The sequence below is a fragment of the Bradyrhizobium sp. CCH5-F6 genome (assembly GCF_001556045.1).
GTDB lineage: Bacteria > Pseudomonadota > Alphaproteobacteria > Rhizobiales > Xanthobacteraceae > Bradyrhizobium.
The window spans coordinates 124,592-148,381 of sequence record NZ_LSIC01000122.1; the positions used below are offsets into that span (position 1 = coordinate 124,592).

25 protein-coding genes and 2 pseudogenes are annotated in these 23,790 nt (G+C 61.6%); 2 read left to right on the forward strand and 25 right to left on the reverse strand.

What is annotated here, in order from left to right; all coding sequences use genetic code 11:
• Positions 1 to 88: 88 nt before the first annotated feature.
• From trbE to AX729_RS22865, 20 genes and pseudogenes are all read right to left on the reverse strand, one after another.
• Complete coding sequence (gene trbE / locus AX729_RS22770; RefSeq protein WP_082770512.1) at positions 89 to 2,416, reverse strand: conjugal transfer protein TrbE; 2,328 nt, start codon at positions 2,414 to 2,416, stop codon at positions 89 to 91.
• An 8-nt stretch (positions 2,417 to 2,424) separates the two neighbouring features.
• Positions 2,425 to 2,688 (reverse strand): VirB3 family type IV secretion system protein, encoded by a 264-nt coding sequence (locus AX729_RS22775; protein ID WP_021075729.1) that lies wholly within the window; start codon positions 2,686 to 2,688, stop codon positions 2,425 to 2,427.
• The gene (locus tag AX729_RS22780) at positions 2,688 to 3,014 is read right to left on the reverse strand and encodes a TrbC/VirB2 family type IV secretion system protein (protein WP_021075728.1); all 327 of its coding nucleotides are present in this window, start codon (positions 3,012 to 3,014) and stop codon (positions 2,688 to 2,690) included. Before AX729_RS22780 ends, AX729_RS22775 begins: the two co-directional genes overlap by 1 nt.
• Entirely contained in the window at positions 3,014 to 3,931 is a 918-nt protein-coding gene (gene trbB / locus AX729_RS22785) for a P-type conjugative transfer ATPase TrbB (protein WP_082770513.1), read from the reverse strand. Before trbB ends, AX729_RS22780 begins: the two co-directional genes overlap by 1 nt.
• Before the next feature lie 228 nt (positions 3,932 to 4,159).
• Positions 4,160 to 4,481: pseudogene (locus AX729_RS41835) on the reverse strand (transposase); the annotation flags it as partial.
• A 139-nt stretch (positions 4,482 to 4,620) separates the two neighbouring features.
• Positions 4,621 to 5,157, reverse strand: coding sequence for a hypothetical protein (locus tag AX729_RS22795; protein WP_061026547.1), 537 nt, complete (start codon positions 5,155 to 5,157; stop codon positions 4,621 to 4,623).
• Positions 5,154 to 6,428: an MFS transporter gene (locus AX729_RS22800; protein WP_082770514.1), complete on the reverse strand. Its 1,275-nt coding sequence runs from the start codon at positions 6,426 to 6,428 to the stop codon at positions 5,154 to 5,156. The genes AX729_RS22795 and AX729_RS22800 overlap by 4 nt, the downstream gene beginning before the upstream one ends.
• Before the next feature lie 5 nt (positions 6,429 to 6,433).
• Positions 6,434 to 6,760 (reverse strand): ArsR/SmtB family transcription factor, encoded by a 327-nt coding sequence (locus AX729_RS22805; protein WP_061026549.1) that lies wholly within the window; start codon positions 6,758 to 6,760, stop codon positions 6,434 to 6,436.
• Positions 6,761 to 7,026: 266 nt separating this feature from the next.
• Positions 7,027 to 8,358, reverse strand: coding sequence for an MFS transporter (locus AX729_RS22810; RefSeq protein ID WP_082770515.1), 1,332 nt, complete (start codon positions 8,356 to 8,358; stop codon positions 7,027 to 7,029).
• Positions 8,359 to 8,440: 82 nt separating this feature from the next.
• Positions 8,441 to 9,106 carry a hypothetical protein gene (locus AX729_RS22815; protein WP_021075724.1) on the reverse strand — a complete coding sequence of 222 codons (666 nt, stop codon included), beginning with the start codon at positions 9,104 to 9,106 and terminating at the stop codon, positions 8,441 to 8,443.
• Positions 9,107 to 9,287: 181 nt separating this feature from the next.
• Positions 9,288 to 9,743 carry a hypothetical protein gene (locus tag AX729_RS22820; RefSeq protein ID WP_021075723.1) on the reverse strand — a complete coding sequence of 152 codons (456 nt, stop codon included), beginning with the start codon at positions 9,741 to 9,743 and terminating at the stop codon, positions 9,288 to 9,290.
• A gap of 10 nt (positions 9,744 to 9,753) precedes the next feature.
• Positions 9,754 to 11,730, reverse strand: a complete 1,977-nt coding sequence (locus AX729_RS22825; protein ID WP_021075722.1) for a conjugal transfer protein TraG — start codon at positions 11,728 to 11,730, stop codon at positions 9,754 to 9,756.
• A gap of 89 nt (positions 11,731 to 11,819) precedes the next feature.
• Positions 11,820 to 13,547: a relaxase/mobilization nuclease domain-containing protein gene (locus AX729_RS38850; protein WP_082770516.1), complete on the reverse strand. Its 1,728-nt coding sequence runs from the start codon at positions 13,545 to 13,547 to the stop codon at positions 11,820 to 11,822.
• A 792-nt stretch (positions 13,548 to 14,339) separates the two neighbouring features.
• Positions 14,340 to 14,849: a S26 family signal peptidase gene (locus AX729_RS22840; protein ID WP_021075720.1), complete on the reverse strand. Its 510-nt coding sequence runs from the start codon at positions 14,847 to 14,849 to the stop codon at positions 14,340 to 14,342.
• Complete coding sequence (locus AX729_RS22845; RefSeq protein ID WP_021075719.1) at positions 14,846 to 15,310, reverse strand: DUF2840 domain-containing protein; 465 nt, start codon at positions 15,308 to 15,310, stop codon at positions 14,846 to 14,848. Before AX729_RS22845 ends, AX729_RS22840 begins: the two co-directional genes overlap by 4 nt.
• Before the next feature lie 316 nt (positions 15,311 to 15,626).
• Entirely contained in the window at positions 15,627 to 16,529 is a 903-nt protein-coding gene (locus AX729_RS22850; protein WP_021075718.1) for a replication initiator protein A, read from the reverse strand.
• Positions 16,530 to 16,532: 3 nt separating this feature from the next.
• On the reverse strand, positions 16,533 to 16,811 hold the full coding sequence (locus AX729_RS22855) for a helix-turn-helix transcriptional regulator (protein WP_021075717.1): 279 nt from the start codon (positions 16,809 to 16,811) through the stop codon (positions 16,533 to 16,535).
• A gap of 132 nt (positions 16,812 to 16,943) precedes the next feature.
• The gene (locus AX729_RS22860) at positions 16,944 to 17,399 is read right to left on the reverse strand and encodes a DUF2285 domain-containing protein (protein ID WP_349643765.1); all 456 of its coding nucleotides are present in this window, start codon (positions 17,397 to 17,399) and stop codon (positions 16,944 to 16,946) included.
• A 124-nt stretch (positions 17,400 to 17,523) separates the two neighbouring features.
• Positions 17,524 to 17,712 (reverse strand): transcriptional regulator domain-containing protein, encoded by a 189-nt coding sequence (locus AX729_RS41225; RefSeq protein WP_082770517.1) that lies wholly within the window; start codon positions 17,710 to 17,712, stop codon positions 17,524 to 17,526.
• Positions 17,713 to 17,850: 138 nt separating this feature from the next.
• Positions 17,851 to 18,138, reverse strand: coding sequence for a DNA -binding domain-containing protein (locus tag AX729_RS22865; protein WP_061026554.1), 288 nt, complete (start codon positions 18,136 to 18,138; stop codon positions 17,851 to 17,853).
• A 227-nt stretch (positions 18,139 to 18,365) separates the two neighbouring features.
• On the opposite strand from AX729_RS22865, the gene AX729_RS22870 reads away from it, so the two are divergent.
• A complete protein-coding gene (locus tag AX729_RS22870) occupies positions 18,366 to 18,593 on the forward strand; it encodes a helix-turn-helix domain-containing protein (protein ID WP_035649277.1) in 228 nt (75 codons plus the stop codon).
• Positions 18,594 to 18,736: 143 nt separating this feature from the next.
• Here AX729_RS22870 and AX729_RS22875 read toward each other — a convergent pair.
• The 5 genes and pseudogenes from AX729_RS22875 to AX729_RS22895 form a co-directional block, all read right to left on the reverse strand.
• Positions 18,737 to 18,907 (reverse strand): annotated as a pseudogene (locus tag AX729_RS22875) (DUF736 domain-containing protein); the annotation flags it as partial.
• 166 nt (positions 18,908 to 19,073) lie between these two features.
• Complete coding sequence (locus tag AX729_RS22880; RefSeq protein ID WP_021075716.1) at positions 19,074 to 19,370, reverse strand: DUF736 domain-containing protein; 297 nt, start codon at positions 19,368 to 19,370, stop codon at positions 19,074 to 19,076.
• 469 nt (positions 19,371 to 19,839) lie between these two features.
• On the reverse strand, positions 19,840 to 20,847 hold the full coding sequence (locus AX729_RS22885; protein ID WP_021075715.1) for a tyrosine-type recombinase/integrase: 1,008 nt from the start codon (positions 20,845 to 20,847) through the stop codon (positions 19,840 to 19,842).
• Complete coding sequence (locus tag AX729_RS22890; protein WP_021075714.1) at positions 20,844 to 21,758, reverse strand: tyrosine-type recombinase/integrase; 915 nt, start codon at positions 21,756 to 21,758, stop codon at positions 20,844 to 20,846. The genes AX729_RS22885 and AX729_RS22890 overlap by 4 nt, the downstream gene beginning before the upstream one ends.
• Entirely contained in the window at positions 21,752 to 22,963 is a 1,212-nt protein-coding gene (locus tag AX729_RS22895) for a tyrosine-type recombinase/integrase (protein ID WP_021075713.1), read from the reverse strand. Before AX729_RS22895 ends, AX729_RS22890 begins: the two co-directional genes overlap by 7 nt.
• 594 nt (positions 22,964 to 23,557) lie before the next feature.
• Here AX729_RS22895 and AX729_RS22900 point away from each other — a divergent pair.
• Positions 23,558 to 23,790: DUF736 domain-containing protein (locus AX729_RS22900; RefSeq protein WP_061026555.1), on the forward strand; the 233-nt coding region annotated here is incomplete at its 3' end.

The following is a 23,790-nucleotide window of genomic DNA, read 5'->3' on the forward strand; positions in this document are numbered from 1 at the left end:
GACGAATCAACAGCTTGCACCAGCCGCACCCGGCCGCCAGACGAGTCCAAAAACGCGCGACGCCGATGGGGACGGACCTCCGGTCGGGCTACGCCCTCCCTTCGGTCCGCCCCCATCGGCGCAGTCTCATCCTGATTGTCGCTAAGGTCTCACCTTGATCGCCGCCGCCCAGATCGCCCCGGCGTGACTGGCAGTAGTAGTCTCGCTTGGGAATCGCCCGCGCCAGGATTTCGATTTGCCGGTCATTGAGCCCAAATCGCCGGTAGATCGTCATGATCTGCGGCTCGATCGCGCGATCGTTGGGCAGCAGAATCCGGGTCGGACAACTTTCTATGATGGCCGGCGCGATTGCCGAGCCATCGATGTCCGCAAGCGATTGGGTCGCAAACACCACCGACGCATTCTTCTTGCGAAGGGTTTTTAGCCACTCCCGGAGCTTGCCGGCAAAGTCCGCATCATCAAGCGCGAGCCAGCCTTCGTCGATGATGAGCAGCGTTGGACGCCCGTCGAAGCGGCCTTCGATCCGATGGAATAGATAAGCCAGCACTGCCGGCGCAACGGCGGTTCCAATCAATCCATCGGTCTCAAAGACCTGGACCGATGAGCTACCGAGGTGCTCGTTCTCCGCATCGAGCAGCCGGTCATAGGGACCACCGAGGCAATAGGGCTGGAGCGCCCGCTTCAGGATATTCGATTGGAGGAGAACCGAGAGGCCAGTGAGGGTGCGCTCCTCGTGCGGAGCCGACGCCAGCGAGGTCAGCGCAGTCCAGACATGATCCTTGGTCTCTGGGGTGACGTCGATCTTTTCTCGCGACAAGATCGAGGCGATCCATTGCGCCGCCCAGCCGCGCTCGGAGACATCATCGATGTCAGCCAGCGGCTGCAGGGACATAAATCCATCCGTTTCGCCCGCTACCGCGCCACCGAGGTCATGCCAGTCGCCGTCCATGGCCAACGCCGCCGCGCGCATCGAGCGGCCGAAATCGAAGGCGAAGACCTGTCCGTCCGGATAGCGGCGGAACTGCAGGGCCATCAACGCCAGGAGCACCGACTTGCCCGCCCCGGTCGGACCAACAACCAGGGTATGCCCGACATCGCCAACGTGGAGCGAGAACCGAAACGGCGTGGATCCTTCCGTCCTGGCGAAGAACAGCGGGGGCGCCTTGAGGTGATGGTCCCTCACCTCGCCCGCCCAAACCGCCGACAGGGGGATCATATGGGCTAGGTTGAGGGTCGATATCGGGGGCTGGCGGACGTTGGCGTAAACGTGGCCCGGCAGGCTGCCGAGCCAGGCTTCGACCGCATTCACGGTCTCGATCATGCAGGTGAAATCGCGCCCCTGGATGACCTTTTCGACCAGGCGGAGCTTTTCGTCGGCAGCCCGGGGATCTCCGTCCCAGACGGTGACGGTCGCCGTAACAAAGGCTTCCCCGATTTGATCGGTGCCTAGTTCCTGGAGGGCCGCATCGGCATCGATCGCCTTGTTGTGGGCGTCGGTATCAAGAAGGGCAGACGCCTCGTTGGTCATTACCTCCTTCAGGATCGCGGCGACTGACTTGCGTTTGGCAAACCACTGGCGCCGAATCCTCGTCACTAGCTTCACGGCATCGGTCCGGTCGAGCATGAGCGCCCGGGTCGACCAGCGATAAGGGAATGCCAGTCGGTTCAGATCATCCAAAATCCCGGGCACGGTTGCGGTCGGAAATCCCACGACGGTCAGCACCCGCAGATGGGCGGTGCCCAGCATCGGCTCAAGACCGCCGGTCAGTGGCTGATCGGCAAGCAGCGCGTCGAGATACATGGGTATTTCCGGGACGCGCACCCGGTGACGCTTGGTCGAGATCGTCGAGTGGAGATAGGTCAACGTTTCCTGATCATCGAGCCAGCCACATTTCGGCATGAAGCTTTCGATGAGCTGCAGGACACGGTTGGTCCGATCGACAAACCCGGCCAGCACCTCACGTGCGTCTGCACCGACGGGCCGGTTGCTGCCCTCGTAAAGGAGCCGCTCGGCCAGGGCCGCTCCTTCGGCAGGCGGCAGATAAACCAAAGTCAGATAGTAGCTGGACTCGTAATGGGCGCCGGCCTCTTCGAACTGGGCCCTGCGCTCGGCGTCGACCAAGGCGGATGCGACATCCGGGAACGTGTTCGGAGGATAGGCCCCCGCGGCATGGCGTTGTGCCTCGACAAACAGGGCCCAGCCAGATCCAAGGCGACGCAAGGCATTGTTCAAGCGCCCGGCGACGGCAACGAGTTCGGCAGGTACCGCGCTGTCGAGATCGGGGCCTCGGAATTTTGCCGTCCGCTGAAACGAGCCATCCTTGTTAAGGACAATGCCCTCGTCGACAAGGGCGGCCCAGGGCAGGAAGTCGGCCAGGCGCGCATTCGAGGAACGATATTCGGCAAGATTCATCATGGAAGGACTCACGTGGAGAGGTGACCAGGGATACGAATGTGCCGGCGCGTGACCTCGACGAACTCCGGGTCGCGTTTCGCGGCCCAGACGGCCGCCATATGACCGATGAACCAGAGCAGGAGACCGGCAAGCCAAAGGCGCAGACCGAGGCCCAGTGCCGCGGCCAAGGTGCCGTTTAAGATTGCGACGGCCCGCGGTGCGCCTCCCATCAGGATCGGCTCGGTCAAAGCGCGATGCACGGGCGCAACAAACCCTGGGATCTGCTCATCCATCAGATCACCACTCCGCCGCCGAACGAGAAGAACGACAGAAAGAAGCTCGATGCGGCAAACGCGATCGACAGACCAAACACGATCTGAACCAGCCGACGAAAACCGCCCGACGTGTCACCGAAAGCCAGGGACAGCCCGGTCACGATGATGATGATAACGGCGACGATCTTGGCGACCGGGCCTTCGACCGACTGCAGGATCTGATTGAGCGGTTGCTCCCACGGCATATTCGAGCCTGCGGACCAGGCCGGCGAAGCGAACAGGCAGAAGGCCGCAATTGATGCGGTCGTAACGGCCCTTCGGCCGAGAGGCGATCGGCAGTTCATCACTGGTCTCCTGATGCTGAGAGGCTGTAGTCGCCCGACGTCCCGAGCCCGGCGACGTGAGCAAGTTCGGAAAGGCGGCGATCAGCGCCACGGCCAGCAAGAACGGCTATGACGTTCACGGTCTCGGCGATCAGGGCGCGCGGTACCGTAACCACCGCCTCCTGGATGAGCTGTTCGAGCCGGCGTAAGGCTCCGAGCGCGCTGCCTGCGTGGATGGTACCGATTCCCCCGGGATGCCCGGTACCCCAGGCCTTGAGCAGGTCGAGAGCTTCGGCCCCGCGGACCTCGCCGATTGGAATACGATCGGGACGCAAGCGAAGGGATGAGCGCACGAGATCCGAAAGCGAAACCACGCCATCCCTGGTCCGCAGAGCCACAAGGTTCGGCGCCCTGCATTGGAGTTCTCTTGTGTCTTCGATGAGAACGATGCGATCGGAAGTCTTGGCGACTTCGGCGAGCAGTGCGTTTGTGAGCGTCGTTTTGCCGGTCGACGTTCCGCCAGCCACCAGGATGTTCTTGCGTGAACTAACGGCTTGCCGCAGCGCTTCAGCCTGTTTTGACGTCACGATTCCTGCCGTGACATAGTCATCAAGCGTAAAGACAGCGACGGCCGGCTTGCGGATCGCGAATGCTGGGGCCGCAACAACTGGCGGCAACAGACCTTCGAAACGTTCGCCAGTCTCGGGTAGTTCGGCCGATACGCGCGGTGCACCCGCATGAACTTCGCCACCCACGTGGTGAGCGACCAGCCGTACGATGCGCTCGCCGTCGGGAGCGGAAAGGGTTTCGCCGGTGTCCATCAGACCGCTCGATAGCCGGTCAATCCACAATCGCCCGTCGGGGTTCAGCATTACCTCGACGACTGACGGATCTTCCAGAAAGCGCGCGATCGCAGGGCCAAGTGCAGTGCGCAACATGCGCGCGCCGCGAGATATTGCCTCCGGTCGAATGGAATGAATTGTCACCACCGCCCCCACAAATGAAGTCACCTTCGAGCGACCTCAGATGGGATTGATTAGAAAGGGCAGTGAATGTCTCGACGCAAGAAGCGGGCTGCTGGGTTCGCGGCCTGGCGTAGAAAAAGAAAGAGTGGGAGTTTTGTAATCCCAAGGCAACGCCGTTCCTCGCAAACGCGGCTTGGAGATCTAGGGCGTGGACCAGTTTGCGCGGAGCCATAGCCTGACTGAAGCGAGTTGGACGAAGGCTAGGTAGTTGGCGGCAGCTTGTCGTAACGCGTCGCGACCCGACGACATTGCTCGATCCTATTGAAGAACCGCTCGACCTGGTTGCGAGCCCGATACAGATAAGGGCTGAAGCAGATCGGTCCATTGCGATTGCTTTCGGGCGGGACGTTTGCCCATGCGCCCTCCTTCATGGCAAGCTCCCTGATCCATCGGCGTCATAGCCGCGGTCGGCAAGCAGCGTCGATCCGGACTTCAGACGAGACAGAAGTTTGCGGGCAAGCCGATTGCCTAGCCAAAGCGGCGCGTTGGTCGCAATACGCCCGAAAGCGCGCCCAATTTGCTCACATCGAGTTTTGTCGAGGTTGACCCAAAGCCGACCTAATGAGCCAGCAAATAAATCCGCGATGCCGTCGCCTGCCGCATCAAATGGAAACCCCGGCGCGCGGTCGCGCCAACGGCGGCCACAGCAGCGCCCGGACGATAAGTGGTACCCCGATGGCCATCGGTATCAGCCAGTACATGAAATGAGGCAGGTCCTTCCAAATTGGCAGCTGCTTTCCATTGTCGACGTAAAAGGCGACCAGCATCAGGATGTACGATAGGTCCATCCCCGCGATATGGAGCCTGACCCAGTACCGCCAGTGATGCCGGAGTGCTGAGCGCCCGAACCAGGCGCAAGCGAACGACAACGCTCCGAGAATGAACAAGTGATAGTTTTCGTCCCAGCGCATAAGCGACAGGAACGTCGCCGAAGCGCTGAGCGCCAGCAGGCACCAGAAATAGGTCGTTCCGAACTTCGAATGGCGCCCGCGACGCTTCTCGCTCAGCATTGCGATTACACCGATCGCAACACACGCGATACCCAAGGGGATATGCACTCCGAGAACCACCGCCAGAAACACGGGATCGGTCGAAGGAATTTCAATGCCAGCCACGATGGTCGTTTCTCCGCCAGTCATGGCATTACTTCCAGCTTGCAATTGACCATCGACTTCGCCGACAAGGATGGTCGTTTGACCGCAGATCCTCCGGCCCCACATACGACGCAAAGCACACAGCAGCCGGCGAGGACGGCGGCATAGCTCCCCGTCCAATCGACGCTTGCCGCGAAAGGCAGCGGTCCGAATGCCGCGCCGGCAATGCCGAAGATGAACGACACTCCCCTGATCGCGCCAAGATGATCACGCCCGAAATACTGCGCGTAGCCGGCGGCGTTAATGGCTTGCTGCGAGCCGTACGCCCCGCCCAGGCACAGCGCGTACAGCACGCTGATGACGATCCCGCTGCAAAACGCAGGGAGAGCTGTCGCCAACGCGAGCATCAACATCGCAAGCGGAACCAGATGTCGGGGTTCATGGCGATCCAACAGAAATCCGGTGCCGAGCGTGGCAACAGCCTGAACACCGGCAAGAAGCGACAGCAGTAGCAGCGCGTCGCCGTATGTGATGCCGGCCGTCTGCATGATTGAGAAGTGATTGAGCAATAGCGCGGTGCCGATGGCGTTGGTCAGAAAGCCGGCCGCGCTCAGCAGCCAGAATACGCCGGTGCGAAGCGCTTGTTCCCGTGTGAATGAAGGCTCCTCGCGTGGTTCTTCTGCGGCCAGTGGCAGCCCGGCGTCCGTGCTTAGGCCGAACTTTTCCGGCCGATCCCGAAACAGCGCGGCAGCAACCGGCAGAATGGTGAGTGCGACGAGTCCGGCGAGGCCGAGATAGGCGCCTCGCCAGCCGAAGAGTGAGATGAGAACATCGATGAGTTTCGGGAAGACCATGGCTCCGGCCGCCAGTCCGAGACTGGCCGCCGCGGCGGCAATCCCGCGCCGCCGCACAAACCACAGATTAACGATCTGCTGGCTGACAAGGCTAAGGCCGCCGATCGCAGCGCCACGCAACAGCGCGAAGCCCACGAGCAGCATCATTGCGGATTGAACTGTCGCCATGAATACGCAGGCCAGGGCAAGGCCACCGGCGATTATGGCAGCCGTCAAGCGCGGCCCACGCCGGTCGATCCAGCGGCCGATCACGGGTGCCGGCAGAATCCCCGCCAGCGTTCCAACTGCATAAGCGATCGAGGCCGAAGTGCGCGAGATGCCGAGATCGGCAGTGATCGGATCGAAGAAAACCGAGACGCCTGCCGTCTGGCCGGGCAGTGTCATGAACGAGCCGAGGGTGCCCGCCCCCAGTATGATCCAGCCATAGTGGACAGCCGATGACCGTGGGCCCACCGCCAACATGCGTTTCAACTCGCCCGGCGCGTCGCCGCCGCCGGCAAATCACCCTCGAACCCTTCGCAGCAGTGCTCGCGCAAGAACTCCATGATCGCGTCCATGCGGTCGTATTGAGCGCGACAGAGTACCGTTCGCCCGATTTTTTCCTGGGCGACGAGGCCAGCGCCAACCAGCCCGCGCAGATGAAAGGCGAGCGTGGAGGCCGGCACGTCGAGACGGGTTTGGATATCGGTGATGTTTAGGCCGGACGGTCCGGCCCGAACCAAGAGCCGATAAATGTCCAGTCGGGTCAAATTGCCCAATTCGGCTAGGCAGCGCGCGGCGAGCTTGCGATTCATGCTTTCACATACCGCAACCTCGGACGCATTACAACTATAATACTAGTTTTCTAGCTGTTTTTGAACCAGTATCGGATCCCCACGAAAGTGCCGTTAACTCGAGTATCTTCCGGGGGATGGGAGTTGTTTGCGCCGGTACATGAATCCCTTCTTGGCCCATCTCGGAAGTCGAGCAACGTCCGCTTTTGCGTCGCTGTTGGGGGACAAGCGGACATCGATTGATGCTGTCGACTTATGAGTACGCGGCCTAGCACACGCCGGTTAGTTCACCATTCCGCCGCCTCACGAGCCTCGAGGATAAATCCCTCGACCGGCGCCATGACAAATGCCGCTTGGCTGTTTGGCTCTGCAAATGGCCGCGCAAGCGACGCGTACAGATGCTCGATCAACGTTCGAAGCCACGGCACAGCGAACCAGAGCAATGCGGCTGCCTGAAAGGCAACACTGAGACCAAACGCCAACTGATAGGCGATTGCCGGATAGTGACCGTCCTGATGTGACCATTGTCCGACAACAAGTCCGACGCCGTACTGAAGCGCAAACGCCGAACTAAAATGTGCAAGGTTCAACGCGCCATTTGCACGAGCGGCAAGTCCTTGCGGAAAATAGTCGGCGATGATCGCATAGCTGAGGACTGTCGCGGCTCCCATAACTGACACGACACACCAAGGCAGAAGCGACGGCATCGGCACCCGGAAAATAAGTGCAAGTTCAGCCGCAATGAACATCCCTGCCATGGCCGCTAACAGCACTTCGGCTGTTATGCCGCGTCTGTGCAGACGATCCGCCATCACGCCCAGCAGCAACGCTCCGAAACTGATTGCGAGAGCCATGATGAACAGCTGCGTCATGAGACTATGCCGATCAAGCCCTTCCACATCCGTAAGCCAGGGCGCAGCCCACAGAGATTGCAGGGCCCATGACGAGCCGATGCAGGCTGCCGACAGTGGCGCAAGTCTCAGGAATCGCGCGTCGGAATACACAGACCACAAAGTAAGCCGGGAGGTCGTCGACGCTGCTTCATTGCTGGAGCTTTCCGGTACGCCAAAGTAAGTGAAGGCAGCTACGGCGATCGTTGCAAAAGTCAGGACTTCGAAAAGACCTCGCCAACCGATCCAATCCAATACCCAATCGGTCGGTGCCGTTGCGGTGACGGCTCCAAGCGACCCCAGCATGATCATGCAGCCGTTGACGAGGGCGATACGCTCCCTGGGAAACCAGATGACCACGGCCTTGAGCCCTGCCATCAATGAGGCTGCAACCCCAAGTCCTATCATGGCGCGCGCAACCAGAAGCTCCGAAAATCCCGTTGCGGTCCCGAACAGGGTCGCGCCGCCGGCCGCCATCACCAGCAACACGCCCTGGACACGACGCGGTCCATACCTATCGAGAAGGACGCCAATGGGAATTTGGACACCTGCGAAGACGAGGAAATAGACCGATGCGAGCAGCCCGGTCTTTGCGGCATCAAGTCCAAATTCGGATGCCAGCGCTGGAGAGATGGAGGCGTTGATGGTTCGGAAGAGGAAGGAAAGATAATAGCCAGCGGCAAATGGGAGGAAGACGGCCAGGATCAGGCGCCACCACTTCCGGCTCAGGTGATCATCGACGTGTTGACATTCATCCGCGTCCGGTTCGGTGCTTGTCGCCGCTCGTATTGCGTCTTCGTATCCAGCTTGATCATGCCGGCCAGCAGAAGGCGTTCGGGAGGTGACGAAAGTTGGAATTGCTGCCGCCCTCCTGGGCGGCAGCGGATGATTCCTGCTTTATATTTGCATCGCCTCGCAAACCGGCGCCGTTTGGGGTGTCTGTCGGCTTGAGGTCGACTGTCTCATCCTGATCGATTATCGATTTCAAGCCGTTAAATCGTGTCGCATTGAGGCGATCGATCGTCTCCTGGATAAGCGAACGGTCCTGCTGAACCCGCTGATCGACTTGCTCGGCCAGGACCTTGAAGCGCTCATCACCGAGCTGGCAGGCTTCTCGCTGTTGCTGTTGCGACAGCGGCGGCATCACGGCGAGGTGATATCGCGCATGCAGCGCGACCGTCTCAGCGATTGTCCGTAAATTGCGCTCCAGAGAATCGAATCGGGCGTGTATGTCGTCAAAACCGTCATGCACCGCATTTTCTGGAGGGCGCGGATTCAGAAATTGTGCAAGCGCAGCCTCCACGATCATGCTCTTGCCCACGCCCGGACGTTCAGTCGCAGCTTCGAGTTGCTCGTGAATCTTCTCGGTGATCCGGACGGTTACCTTGCGGGTTGCCGCGGAATTCCGTTTGTGAGGTGGCGATTTTGCCACCGCGGCCTGGCTGGCCTCCAACTCGGGTTCGCCGTGGAGCTGCATTTTCGCTCTTCTCCGTACTCTGAGCGCACCGATCAAGGCCGCAACGATTGCGGTGCGACGGATTTTGCCAAGGGGTGATTGAGTCTGATGGAGGCAACAGAAGAGCAGCATCGTTGGCGCTGCAACCGTCGACGATAGCGATCGTACCTTGGCGTAGCGAAAGAAGGGATCGGCGGGCTGATTAGCTCGCGCCGGCGCCGGCGTCGTCGTTGCCACGCACGGCGTTCTCCCCGTCGTGCGATTCGATACTCACCTCCTTCAGCATGGTCGACCCGCTGGATAGCCTCCGCCCGAGAGCTTCGACAAAACGATCATAGCGCTCCGCGCCCTTGGCGCGCGCTGCTGGGCTCGATTGCTCCGGCAGCGCTGGCGTTGATGTCAGCCAGAAGCGGATGAACAGCGCGATCGTCTCCAGCGTGACGGTATCGTTTCGTTCGAGCCGTTCGAGGACGCGCACGATCCGATCCAGCCGCTTGGCGATCGCGGCCTCCCTCCGGTCGGATTCGTCGGGCGAAAGGAAGGAGGCGATGGCAGCCTCCGCGACCAGCGACTTGGACTTGCTGTGACGCTTTGCGAAGGCCTCCAGGCCAGCGAAGGTCTCTGGATCGAGATAGATGCTGAGTTGGGCCTTTTTCATGCTCACTAGCCTAGAGATCCATCGGATCCTCCGGGTCGATGGTGACGGAACGCGCGATGCCCTGCATCGAACGGCTCAGAGCCCTCGCCTGCACCGCATCGGTGTCGCCATCATCTGGCGCGGCATCGAACTCGTTCTCGGCCAGGGGAGCCCCAATGACGACATCCTCGTGCTGCGGCAGCTCGGGCTCACGGCGAATGCCGCCGTTGGGATCACGGGATCTCCGCGTCACCTTCGCGAGGAGTTCGGCAGAGGGCGGGATTTGCGGACGGCCTGACCAATCGTCTGCCTGCGCGACCAGGGCGACCGGATTGGCGCGGGATGGATTCAAGACCCGGCGCTTTAGCTGCGTATCCTCATAGTATCGGACCTTGCTGGCGCGCACGGGGTGCACCCCCGAGACCATTACAATCGCCTCGTTAGGTGAGAGCTGCATGACTTCCCCCGGTGTAAGCAGCGGCCGCGATGTTTCCTGGCGGCTGACCATGAGGTGCCCAAGCCAAGGGCTTAAGCGATGCCCGGCATAGTTCTTCATCGCGCGCATCTCGGTCGCGGTTCCAAGGGCGTCCGACACGCGTTTGGCGGTGCGCTCATCGTTGGTCGAAAAAGCGACCCGGATGTGGCAGTTGTCGAGGATAGCGTGGTTCGGCCCGTAGGCGCGTTCGAGCTGGTTCAGGCTCTGGGTGATCAGAAAGCTGCGAATGCCATAGCCTGCCATGAAGGCAAGCTGGCTCTCAAAAAAATCCAACCGCCCGAGCGCTGCAAACTCGTCGAGCATCAGAAGCAGCTTCTGTCGTCGCCGATCGGTGTCCAGGCTCTCGGTCAATCGCCGTCCGATCTGATTAAGTACCAGCCGCATCAGGGGTTTTGTGCGGGCGATGTCGGATGGCGGGACGACAAGAAAGAGCGAGATGGGCCGGGGTCCGTCAACGAGATCGCGGATGCGCCAGTCGCTCCGTCCCGTGACCTTGGCGACGACGGGATCGCGATAGAGCCCCAGGAAACTCATCGTGGTTGACAAAACACCTGAGCGTTCATTCTCGCTCTTGTTGAGGAGCTCGCGCGATGCCGAAGCCACCACGGGATGAACGCGCTCTCCGAGGTGCGGCGTCGCCAACATCGCATTCAGCGTCGTCTCGATCGGGCGTGATGGGTCAGACAGGAAGTTGGCGACGCCGGCGAGCGTCTTGTCGGCTTCAGCGTAAAGGACATGCAAAATCGCGCCAACCAGCAAAGAATGGCTGGTCTTCTCCCAATGATTGCGGCGCTCGAGCGCGCCTTCGGGATCGACGAGGATGTCAGCAATATTTTGGGCGTCCCGTACCTCACAGTCGCCTTTGCGGATCTCGAGGAGAGGGTTATAGGCCGCGCTTGCCTGGTTGGTGGGGTCGAACAGAAGCACGGGCCCAAAGCGCGCGCGCCAGCCCGAGGTGAGCTGGAAATTCTCGCCCTTGATGTCGTGAACGATGGTGGAGTTCGGCCAAGTAAGAAGAGTCGGAATGACCAAGCCGACGCCCTTACCCGAACGGGTAGGAGCAAAGCAAAGGACATGCTCAGGGCCGTCGTGCCGGAGATATCGGCCATCAAAGCGGCCGAGCACGACGCCGTCGGTCCCCAGAAGGCCCGCCCGCCTGACCTCACGTGCGTCGGCCCAGCGCGCCGAGCCGTATGTGGTCACCTGCTGAGCTTCCTTTGCCCGCCAGACCGACAGCATGATCGCGATGCCGATAGCGGCGAACCCGCCGCTTGCGGCGATGCAGGCCCCCTCGATGAATATTTTTGGCGCGTAGGCGTCGAACTGGAACCACCAGATGAAGAAAGCAAGCGGCTGATAGATCGGCCAGCGCCCGACCATGAACCAGGCGGGCCCGAGCTGCGGTTGGTAGGCGAGACGCCAGGCCGTCCACTCGGTCGCCGTCCAAACAAAGGCGAGCACGACGATCGAGACAAGGAACAGCTGCCCCCAGAGAATCTTGGTCGCGGACATAGGCCCAGAAGCGCTCGCCCCGTGCACCCACGCAACGACAATATCCAGGCAATCGCGGTCGCGCGCGCCGTAGCGCAGAGATCGGCGGGTCAGAGCGAAAGGTCGCGCTTGCGTCCAAAACTCCAGTCGACGCCGCCGGGACCGGCGATGCCGCTTACTTGCCTGCCAAGTTCGCGCTCAAGGGACGGTATCCAGGGTACGAGCTGGAAGCCCAGGCCGTTGTCAATCATAGCAAACCGGCCTGAGGCGAGCGACAGCCTTCGGCGATAAACTCCCGAAACCGACTGGCCTGCCTCGGCGGGCATATGCGCCAGCCCCGTTTCCTCGGCCAAGCGCTTACCCGCGGCATCGAGCTCGCGGGTGCGCAGAGTACCGATAAGATTGCGGCCGAGAACGACCTTGTCTCCATCGCGCCGGACGAGGCCGCGTTCCGCCAGCACGTCGATCCGCCGATCAAGCGCGCCGCGGACCTCGGCACCGAAACCGGCGCGCGAGAGATCGGCAGGTTCGCGGGCAAGCAGACGCCGATCGAGCCAAGTCGCTCCTTCGGCCACTACCTGCTGATCGAGATTGAGATCCGAGCGAACGGCAAGCGCGATCCGCTGTCGGCCCCTCGCATCCTCAAAGCGACGGAGCTCCACAATGCCTCCTACCGGCCCGTCGCCGGCCGTATCGATGTCGGGGAGCTTCAGATGATGCACACGCCCGTCGAGCCCGTCCACCACGGCAAACGCTGTTCCCCTCAGCTCGTCGTCGAGCCCACGGGCGATGAGACGGCCGATCACGGGTTCGCCGTGGCCTTCGCCCTCGAGCGCCCAGGATGATGGCGCGCGAGATGCACCATCCCTCGCCAGGCTCTTGTGCAGCCGCTTGATGATATCGCCGCGTTCCCCAAGTGCGCGCAAGCGCTGTTCCGCATCATCAGCGAGAACCCAGCGCGCGGGCCCGGCCGGCTTTGCCAGCCCCAGCCGCTCGAGCGTCCGCATCCGACCGATCCGGATCTCCCGCAGCGGATCGCGCGCGACATCGCGTTCGGGCCGAAGATCGACCACCCCTTCCGCCCTTCCCGCTTCCCGGGCCAACACTCGATCGAGCCGAGTCCAGCGTTCGCTGGCGACCTCCGCCTCAAGGCCGCGCCGTATCTCGAGCTCAGATCGCGGGCCAAGCTCACGCGTGACGAGATCACCTGCGCGCGCCCGCAGGCCGGTTCCGATGTAGTCGCGGCTGATGACAAGGTCGGAACCGTCGTCCGCGCGGCCGCGCACGAGAATATGGATATGGGGATGCTCGGTGTTCCAATGATCGACGGCGACCCAGTCGAGCCGTGTGCCGAGATCACGCGAGGCCTGATCCATCAGTTCGCGGGTAAAGCTCCGCAGGCTTTCCAGCTCAGTGGCATCATCCGGCGAGACGATGAACCGGAAATGATGCCGGTCGCCGTCGCAGCGTTCCGCGAAAGCTCGGCCGTCGGCATCATCCCCGGCAGCATCGAAGAGTTTTCCAGGCGCCCCATCGCGGGTGACACCGTCCCGTTTGAGATAACCAATATGGGCTCGCAGTGCGCCGGGCGACCGCATCCGGCGTACGACACGCGCCTTGACCATGGCGCCGCGGGCGCGGTTGTTGAGGAGCCGTGCCGCTGCAAGGCTCGCCGCACGGCCGCGTCCGAAGGACCCAGTCCTCCTAACCCCGCCGTGTGAGAGACCGCCAGCCTTCTGCGCGGCTCTGAGGGCCTGCGCGAGAAAGGATTTTGTCTTGGGCGCACGCGTGGAACGGATACGCCCTGGACGGATGCGGAAATCGTCGTTGCGGCTCATCTTGCCCGCCGCAGGGTGTCGAAAACTGAGGAAGAACAACGCTGTGATAAGAATGACAAGTTGCGCTGGATCTTCGCAATGTTCGGAGCACGGTTGAAATAGCTGACATTTCCCCACCAACCGACCGGCCGCACCTTGCGGCTTTTATCCTGCCCTCCTCGGTTGCTGGTTCCCAGGGCCCAACTTCCAAGCCAACAGCCTCGCGGTACTCGCGGCGATTTGCGACAAAATGCAGTTAGGGTCATTGCGGTGGATCATCCAATTGCGCCTGCCCGAACGTCGGCTGGTGGCCGATTCATTGCGAAAGAGCCGCCGCGACTTTGGCAGTTGATTTGCGAAGCCCCCCACTGTTTGCGAGCGAAGCGAGCGTTTGCGATAGCGATCGTTACCCGGAGGGCCGAGACACCCGCAGGGTGGCTCGGTGAGGAGCGAAGCGACGAGTAGAGCGCGGGCCGAAGGCATCGCCCGTATGCCATCAGCACCTTAATATCGTACTCCTCCGCGAACTCTTGCCGCGTGAGCGAGGGTCCTTCAGTAGCAAACCCGAGAGTCTAGCGTCATGATCGTGTTGCAGCGTTTCGAATGCAAACCGAGGCACGATGGCCGTGACAAGGCGTGCAATGATCCGACGCGGACGTAGTCCTCCAATCTGACCCGGCAATAACAGCTTGCACCGGTTGCGTCGCTGCCTGTGCGGCCGCTCTGCCTGTTGTGGACCGCCCCGGTGAGGGAAGATCAGAGTGTGCAAGAATGAGCCGAAATAGGTCGGAGGGATGCTGCCGATCTGCATGATCACTCCTCATGCGTCCACACCGGCACCACCCTGCCGATAACCGCGGATGCAGGGAGCGGTCCAAAGTATCGACCGTCAAGCGAGTCCTCGGACTGCCAATTCATGACAAAGACTTCACCGGTCGAGAGCAGACGGCATCCCTGCCAGACCGGTAAGGGTCGACCGCGGGCGTCGCGTTCCCTCGCCTGCCCTACCTCAACGTCGTCGACAGCAATTTTGAGCCCGGTTCTGCAGACGGTCTGTCCAGGGAGCGCGAGGATCCGCTTCAGCATCGGCACGCCGATCGGCAAATACCCATTGAAATCGAGAAAGGTTCCGAGCGGCTCCGGCGGTCGAATTGCGACGAGGTCGGTGACGCTCAGTCGGTCGACTGGTTGCAATCGATACAGGCCAATGGGTACGCTCTCCGAGGCGTTCCAAATGTAGGAAGGCGTCTCTTTTTCACTTCCGGCCAGCACGAGGGCGACGCTTCCAAACGTCGCGAGAATGGTCGTCATTCGGCCGGTCATGACGTCACCTTCCGGCGATGCAACCACGCCTGGTGACGACCGCGCGTATAGGTTCGCGGCGCCTCGTTGACTGACAGCCGGTTGTGAACGTGGTGCCAGTAGTCAGGCGCAGCGTCCGCAGGGTCGATCCCGAGTGCCTCTACCGCATCGATCAGCTGCAGAACGCGCTCGACCTTTGGCCAGCCAGATAGTCGCAGCAGACTCTCGCCGCCAGGGTTGATCCAAGGGACGGTTGAGTAGCGCTGGCCCGGTGCCGCCGCACGCAAGATGTCGATCCGGGACAGCACGGTCCCGAAGTCGTTGGACGTCCAGCGCACGAACGCAAAGATGCTGCCGGGCGCGAATGAGAGGACACGCCGATGAAGGTCGACGATCTTTTCAGAGATCGGATGACCAAACCGAATCCGGTTCTCAATCCGCTTTTCGAGCCAGAGAAGCTCGACAGTCGTAACGTCATTCACTTGCGACTCCATGTCAGTGTCGGACGTGTGGCACGCACAACCGCACCCTGGATACCGGGATGCTGGAGCGCAGGCCTGAAAGGAGGAGTGCGGTTCTGGTCGTCGCGCCGCTGTTGGGCCGGCAACTGTCCTGCTGGCACCGCATCCCGGCCGTCGAGGTCCGTTAGAAGGAATCCGAAGGATTCCCTGTTAGTAGAGTTACGAGGTCGAGAAGATGTTGTGCGCCAAGGCGTTGAGTGCGATTCTGGTCCCCGATAGCACGAGGATCCGGTCCCCGATGGCACGAGAGTTGTGGTCCCCGATAGCACGAGCGAATTCACAGCTTTTCCCCTGGGTGAGGTACGAGCCCGCGCTTTCGCAGCCGCTCTGTGAGCGGGTCGATCGCAGTAGGTGCAAAGTTCAGCCGCTCCGCGCCGTTTGGATCCTGCGTGATGATGAGTTCGTAGCCCGGCAGGGTCTGCCGGCGCACGATCTGGCGCAGGTCATAAGCAAAGTGCTTGACCGGCGATAGGCTGCCGGACTTGGCGTGAAGGTGTACGACGTCGAAGCTCCAGCCTCCGCCCTGACGGCCGCCGTGCTTGCGGACGAGACGATAAAGCCATCGCTCGAGCCCGCCGGTGAGATCGAAATACCCACGGTCGATGGTCAGCACGAGCGCATCGTTCAGAACGCCCGTGTAGAACCAATCCGGCAGGATCAACTCAAGTCCGCGAGGCTTGCCGTGGCAATCTGCCGTTTCCTTCCATTCGTTGATCCAGGAGAAGCGATGCCGCCGCCGCTCCGTCGGCTGGCGGATTGAGGTCACGACGGTCGTTGACTGAAGCCGATCGAGTGCAGCTTTGAGACGGTCATAGTCACGCACGCTGGTGCCGCGCCCGACAAAGGTCAGGATCTCGTATGGCGTCGCGGCCATCAGACGCGATGTCTTCAGGCCAGCGTCGCGAGCCTCAACGATCTGCGAAGCCGCCCATATCAGAACGTCCGCGTCCCAGATCGTCGCCATGCCGTGCTCTGGCACGGCCTCGACGCGGATCAGGATGGTCCCGACGCGAAAATCGATCGGAATGATCCGCCTGGACTTTGCCAGCGAGAAGAACGGATAGGCCATCAAATCTTGCGCATCGCGTGCGGCCAAGTCGCCGGGCAATGCACGAAATAGATCGAGTTGATCGCGCTCAGAGCGACGGCGCCCCCGTGCTGAGAAATTGCTCTCGGACATCTGTCAGCGCCGCTCCTTCCCCGCATAAGGAACGGGTGCGTGCCGCTTTGCAGGCAGCACGGTGCCGGCACCGGGATCGCTGGTTGACGTCTTGGTGCCACGGTCGGCCCAAGCCTTGAGGTCGTCGAGCGCATAGACGACGCGACCGCCGATTTTTCGGTAAGCCGGTCCGGTGCCGTAAGTCCTGTGTTTTTCCAGGGTACGGCCGGAAAGGCTGAGGAATCGGGCCGCCTCGGCGGTGCGCAAGTATCGTGGCGGCAAGCCGGCGGTAGGATCGCCCATCTGAAAAACTCCGCGGTCGTCTGGAGCGCCAGCGAGTTTGGCGGCGCGTCAACGGACACATTGGCGGAGTAGAGCCTCGAAGGGGGATGCCGAAGATAAGGGGGCGCATTTTCGATACCCCTGAAGCGCGTCCTATTTTTTGCGAGATGTCGGACGCAACAATGCGCGATAGCCGCCACGCATCAGCGCAAGACCGCTCTGGACCAGGCGAATGGTCCGATTGCGCAGGTCGTGAGTCTTCCAGTCGCGTTCGGAAATGCGTCCGGCGCCGAACAGGACTTCTGCTATTTCCCGGTAGGTACTGCCGTCCGTGCGCGCATCGAGCGCGCGCAGAGCAAGCGCGAGCCGGCGCCGGCGATGCGTGGAAAGCGCATGCAGCGGCGGCCCCGGAGGCCTGCCATTGAGGGCGCGCCACAGCCGCTTGCCTGCATCCGCGCGGAATTCAAAGTCAGGGTCGAGCGGCAGTTCGACCGCATAGGTACCGGCAACGACCGGCGCTTCCTTGAACCAAACGCGATGTTCTACCTTCTGCAAACGCAATACTGCGTGCCAACCATCAGGGCCTTGCCGCAGCTGACCGTCGGTCAAGCTGCCGAGATCCAGGGCGACGCTCGCTTGGGGGACCGCGTGCGATACAGGCCGCACCGGAACGACCGTCGGCAGAACTTCCGGCGCCCAGAAGACGGTCTGTTCGAGGCAGGAATGGCTGGGGTCAGCTACGAAAAGACAAGCCCCAACGCTGGCGGAATTCCGGGCTTGCCTTGGGAAGCGCCTCTAAGGCGCTACGACAATCAGCTCCGAAATCGGGATTACGGCGGAGACATTCCCACGCTAGTCCGGTGATTTCCGCCTCTTGAACGCGATCATAGGCGTCTGGCGATCTCCAATCGAATTTTGGCATTACGCGTCCCCATCGCACTGCGAAATTGAAACGCGATAAACCCGACCAGCTTTGGTTGAGGAAGTCCCTGATCCTGCATCGCGTGATGCATCGGATCAAACACGGAAATCAGGGAGTAAATTCCTCTACGGAAGGGCTTCAAAGATTCGGATTTGATGCGCCGCCGCGCAGCAAATGACGATATCCTTTCTCCGTCATCCATTTCGCACGAGCCAAATGGGTATCGAACGCACGCCTTGCGCGATCATGCTCAAGCTCTGGGTCGATCTTTAGTACCAGTTGAGCCACCTCGCGCCAGTCTGCTCCTTCCGCGTCCGCATCGAGCATTCGTAGATACGTGATGACGTGCTCCTCATCGTACACCGTGAGAACGGGGTCTGTCGGAGCTACGTCGGCCACGTCGGGATCTGGAAGTGGTTTTTTCATGCGTTCGTCACAGAGCGAATGATTCCAACTCACTGCAAGCCATAACTGTTCGCCAGACTTACTTTAGCCCTATTTTGATCGGCTCCACCAGCCCGACTTGGCATTGCATCCCCACCGGGATCAAGAACGACCGTCCGCCTCCGCGTATTGATTGAATAGCATATCTCGTGGCGAATAGGAACGATCGTTCCTAGAACGATCGTTCCGGTTCGGGTTCCCATGTCGCTATGGATCTCAAGGAGATCATGGCGGTAAACCTGCGTCGGAGACGCCACGAGCTACAAATGACGCAGGAGGAACTGGCCGAGCGTGCGGGCTTAAGCGCTCGTTACGTCGGCGCTATCGAACGCGGCGACGTATCGGCAAGTGTTACTGTGCTTGGACAAATTGCCGAAGCATTGGGATCGGAGCCGGGAGACTTGCTGAAGCGGTCTGGGCGCGGAAACAAATCGTAGGCGTTTCCGTCGTCGAGCATATTGGCGTGGTCGGAGCGTTGAAGCTTGGATGCTTAGCTTCACCCAATCGCGATCTCCCAAGAGTGAACCAAACAGAAGCCCCGCCCGGAGGAACTCGGGCGGGGCGGAGCGAGCTCTACGCTTTAGTCGCCGTTCTTACGCGAGCGTGACCACAGCAGGCTGTAGCCTTCCCCACCCTCGTCGTCGAACAGGTTCGCGTAGATCGGCGCGTTGAAGGAAGGATCGTCAAGCTTGAGCGAGAGATAGTCGCGGCCCTCCTCGGAGCGCTTCGACCAGGCTGCTCCGATCTCGGCGTTATGTGGTGCACCACATAACACCGATTATGCGAAGCGTGGCGTTATGCGGAGTGGTGGCGTCTGAGTGCAGGTTTTCCGCGGGTTTCGGGCTCGCCGCGCTCCACATAATCCCGAGGGAAGAGCCGCGACGGCTCGGCGGGCGAACCGTCGCGGTAGCGGTCGGTCAGCGTGACCAGACGAGGGTGTAGTCGGTCTCGCCCTTGAAGAGGTTGGCGTAGATCGGCGCCGGGAAGGACGGATCGTCGAGCTTGACCGAGTGGTACTCGGTGTTCTCCTTCGAGGTGCGGTGCCACGCGGCACCTATCTCGACGTTGCCCACCAGCACCCGCAGGTCCGGGGCCTTGTCGTTGGTGGATTCGTCGGCTGGGACGAGGCGCGCTTTGACGTTGAGCGAGAGGGTCTTGATGGTGCCGGCGAACACGCCGTCTTCGCCGCGGGTGAAGGTACCGATCTGGGCCATGATAATCTCCGTTTTCTGTTTCAAGCCCGCGACCATCGCGGCCTTGATGGCGATCCGAAGCCCCGGGACGGCCGACCCGCAGCCGTAAGGCCCGCAGCGCAGCGCAGGACGGCTGAAGGCAACTTGTTTGTCGCGCGAGGAAGCTGCGCAGCAGCGGGGAAAGAAGTTGCTGCAAGCGTTGCGGGGATCAGGCCGGGAAGCGCAGCGACCGCATCCCGGGGCGTGATCCGACATCAAAAGGTCCGCGTGTTCGCAGGCTGCGCACAGCAACGGAGATGATGGCCCAGTATACCAACACCACGGCGATGATGGCGCTGCCGCATCGTCAACGATCACGCACGGCTCAAGGCATTCGCTCGCCGGTTTGCGATCGAACGACAACTGCCGGAACTGGGTGGGCAATGCAAGCGAGCAAGGGCTGCACCGAGGATATCGACGGACCGCGACCACTCGGTGAAGCTCGGCTTTTTCACGCCGGCGGCGGCGATGTGTCCGCTAACAGAGAGGCGATCAACGCATCCGGCGCTCTGAACCGTCCGCGCCGCAGCTCCGGCGGAACGACCGCTTCAACCGCCTCCAGCTTTTCGGAGGGATCCATCCGCAGGTAGACCTCCGTGGTGCGGATATCGGCATGGCCCAGCCACAAGGCGACCTTTCGGATGTCGTGTGTGGCCTGCAACATGATCACCGCGCAACTGTGGCGCAGCTGATGAGGCGATATCGAACGGTTGCATAGGGACGGACACGTCTCGGCCGCCGCCCGAGCATGCTTCTCCAGCACGTACTCGAAGCCGGCCCGCGTCATCGGCGCTCCTTCGGCATTGACGAAGAGCTCGGGCACACGAACCGAGCCCCGCAGGGTCAACCACGCCCGCAGATCGGCTGCGGTTTCTTTCCAAAGCGGAAGACATCGCTCCTTGCGACCTTTGCCCAGGACCAGAAGGCTCGGCGGCCGCTGCAGGGATAGATTCGCCATCATGGCCCCAACCAGTTCCGAGACACGCAGTCCGGCCGCGAAGCAAAGATGCATCATCGCCCGATCGCGTACGCCCAGACGTGTCGTGAGGTCCGGCGCATTCAGGATCGCGCGCACCTCCACCATGACCAGGTGACGGATAAGCTTCTGATCGTGGCGCTTGACGGGGATGGCGTGGATCTGACCGATCTGCTCCAGAGCCGAAGGCACCTGGTATTCAACGTAGCGCATGAACGTCTTGATCGAGGCAAGGCGCAGATTGCGGGTGGCGGCTCCATTGCCGCGCTCGCGCTCGATGTGACCAAGAAAGTCCAGGATCAATGCCGCGTCGAGCTGTTCGATAAGAAGCTGCGAGGGTTTTGTCTGGATGCGCTTCGCCGCGAAGGCGAACAAGAGCCGGAAGCTGTAGGCATAAGCCTCGCAGCTATGCGGACTATAGCCCCGCTGACGGGGCATGTAGTCGCGCAGGAAGCCGGTGATCAGAGGAGCAAGGAGGGTCATATGGGCTCCCCCATGATCAACGTTTCGGCCGCGGCGGCGATGTCGGTCATCAGTTCCGGTGTCGCCTGTAGGTACCAGTAAGTGTGCTTGATATCGACGTGGCCCAGATAGGTCGCCAGCGCGACGAAGTGTCGGGCGACCGCGTCGCGCTCGGTGTTGCATTGCTCCAGAACATGCGTCGCGAAGCTATGGCGAAGGTCATGAATGCGCGGCCGCCGGGGCCGCTCCGGAGCAATATTCGCAAACCGCAGGACACAGCGGAATGTATAGTTCACCGTGCTGGAGGCGAGTCTCTTGCCCTTCGCCGAGGGGAACAGGTGATCGTCCGATCCCGCGACAAGGCGGCGCCTGTCGAGATAGCGGTCGAGAGCCTCCACCACGGTCGGGTGCAACGGCACGAGCCGGCTTTTGCCGAACTTGGTGTCGCGGATATGCAAGACACCGTCGGCCAGTAAGTCGTCGAACCGAAGGTCGAGCGCCTCGGATACGCGCAGCCCCGTGGCGGCGATCAATCCGAACAGCATCACATAGAGCTGCCGACGTAAGGGGTTGGGCTTTTGCCGGCGGAGTTGGCCGGCGCCCTCAAGGATCCGAGTCAATTCATCCGGCGTGTAGATATAGGGAACGGGCCGCGATGCGCGTTCGGCAAAGAGAATGACCGGCACCTCATGAGCGGTATTCTCGGCCCGCAAAAAGCGCGCGAACCGCACCACGTCACCGAGGCGGCGATGCCGGGTGCACCGAGTTGGCGCCATCGTCGCCCATTCCAGCGCTGTGGCGGCGCTGACATAACTCTCGCCCTTTTCCGTCGCAAAGCGCGCAAAGGATTGAAGGTGTCGCGACGGCTTTCGGAGCTTGAAGCCAAGAGTCCGGCGAAGCTCGATGTAACGTTCCGCGTCATCGCTCAGCATGGCAGCCTCCCGATCCAGGGCTGCGTGATCTCCGACAAGAGGGCGAAGTCCACCTTGGCGTAGTGCATCGTCATTGCCGGCGATCGGTGACGCAGGACGGCGCCGACGCCTGTCAAACTGACGCCATGCCGAAGCATCGTCGTGGCTGCGGAATGGCGCAACACATGGGCTCCTTGATGGGCACTTTTGATCCCGGCTCGGAGCAGCGTGCGACGCACGATGCATTTGATGGCGATGCGGGTCAGCGGTCGAACCGGGGCGGCTTCGGTGATGAACAAACGGGGCGTCGACAACGGTGGCCTGACTCGCTCGATGTAGGCAATCATCGCATCGCCGACCTCCTGGGTCAGCGGAAGCCACTCCTCGCGTCTGGATTTGCCGGCGACGGTAATGCGCCCATTCCGCCAGTCGACGTCGGCCAATTTCAGATCGGCCACCTCGCTGGCCCGTAACCCGAGACGGGCAAGCAGCAGAACGATCGCCTTGTCGCGCAACCGCCCTTCGCCCTCGCAAGCTGCGATGGCGCGGGCGATATCGTCTGCGGCAAGGAATCTCGGAACCGACGCCAATTGCCAGTTGGCGAAGCCGGGGACGGCATAATCGCGTCCTACCGGGCTTTGTCCAGTCGCCACCAGGAAGCGGAGGAACGCCCGTGTTGCAGCGGCAATCGATTTAGCGCGCCCGCGGCTGTGCGGCTTGGCACGTTCAAGGACAAAGGCTCGGATTGCATGGGCGGTAAAGGCTGTTGGATTGTCGCCGAGCGCTTCGAGAAGATCGACCAGGGTCGACTGATAGGTATCGAGCGTTGAGTTGACCACACCACGCTGGTCGCGCATCCAGCGCCGGAATGCCGCAAGGAGCGGCCAGATCTCTGTCGGCGATGGCGGTGGTGCCGATCTGGGAAGGGTTTCTCGATCTTGAAGATAGCGGATGAACAGCCGACCTGCGCCGGCGTAGGCGCGGATGCTCTTCTTCCCTTTGAAGGCAGCCGCGGATGCAGTGAGCCCGTCCAAAACATTGTCGAGCGCAAAACCCGCCGCATGCATCCAGTCGGTCCAGCCTGCGAGTAGTCTCACCTTCTCTTCAATGGTGCTCGGCGTGTATCCATGGTCTTGAAGCCAGTTCTCGAAGCCATCGACATACGGTTTCGCAAAGTGCAGCCGACTCTCTACGCTGTTCCAATGCTTGCGTTTCTGCTTCGACATGATTGCCTCCTTTGTTGCTTGGAGGCCACAGCATGCGGCGTTCTGCGACGGTCCGAGCGCTTGGCGTCACGACAAGGCCGTCTGTCCACAGAAGATCGGGGCTGTTTGGACCGAGTCGGCGCACCTCACTCGGCGGCGTCATTTTGTCCTGCGCGTGCCGCATTCTCGCTGTTGCTGCCAGCGCGCATAGGCCGGTTCTTCGCGTTCTTACGGGTGAGGCTTAATGGCGCTCAATTGCACCGGGAGAGCGGAATGCTGCCGTGACGCCGCCGTCATTGCCGCAGTTGTGAAGTGCCTTTGAGCCGATGCTCTCCTGTGGGGCTGCTTCCGCCTAAACCATAGCGGCCTTTTGCTGGCAGATCACGCGCCACAATACGCTCGCTGCGCTCGCCGACCTTTACCCGCAATGGCTCGTTCGCGATCTTCTTCCCCTGCCGCCAAGCGGCGGCATTCCTCGCGAGGCAACAAGATCGCTCAGCCCGCCATCCTCCGCTTCGCTGCGGGCCAAGGCTGCGGGCCGGTCGTTGCGGCGCTCAAAGATCGCCATCAAGGCCGCGATGGTCGCGGGCTTGGATACAACAACAGGAGATCACCATGGCTCAGATTGGCACCTTCACCCGCGCCGAAGATGGATCCTACAGCGGCACCATCAAGACGCTCTCGCTCAACATCAAGGCGCGCTTCCTTCCGGCCGAACCGTCCGAGAACGAGAAGGCTCCGAGCCTGCGCGTGATGGCCGGCAACGTCGAGATAGGTGCCGCGTGGCAGCGGACCTCCAAGGAGAACACCGTCTATCATTCGGTGAAGCTCGACGACCCGTCCTTCTC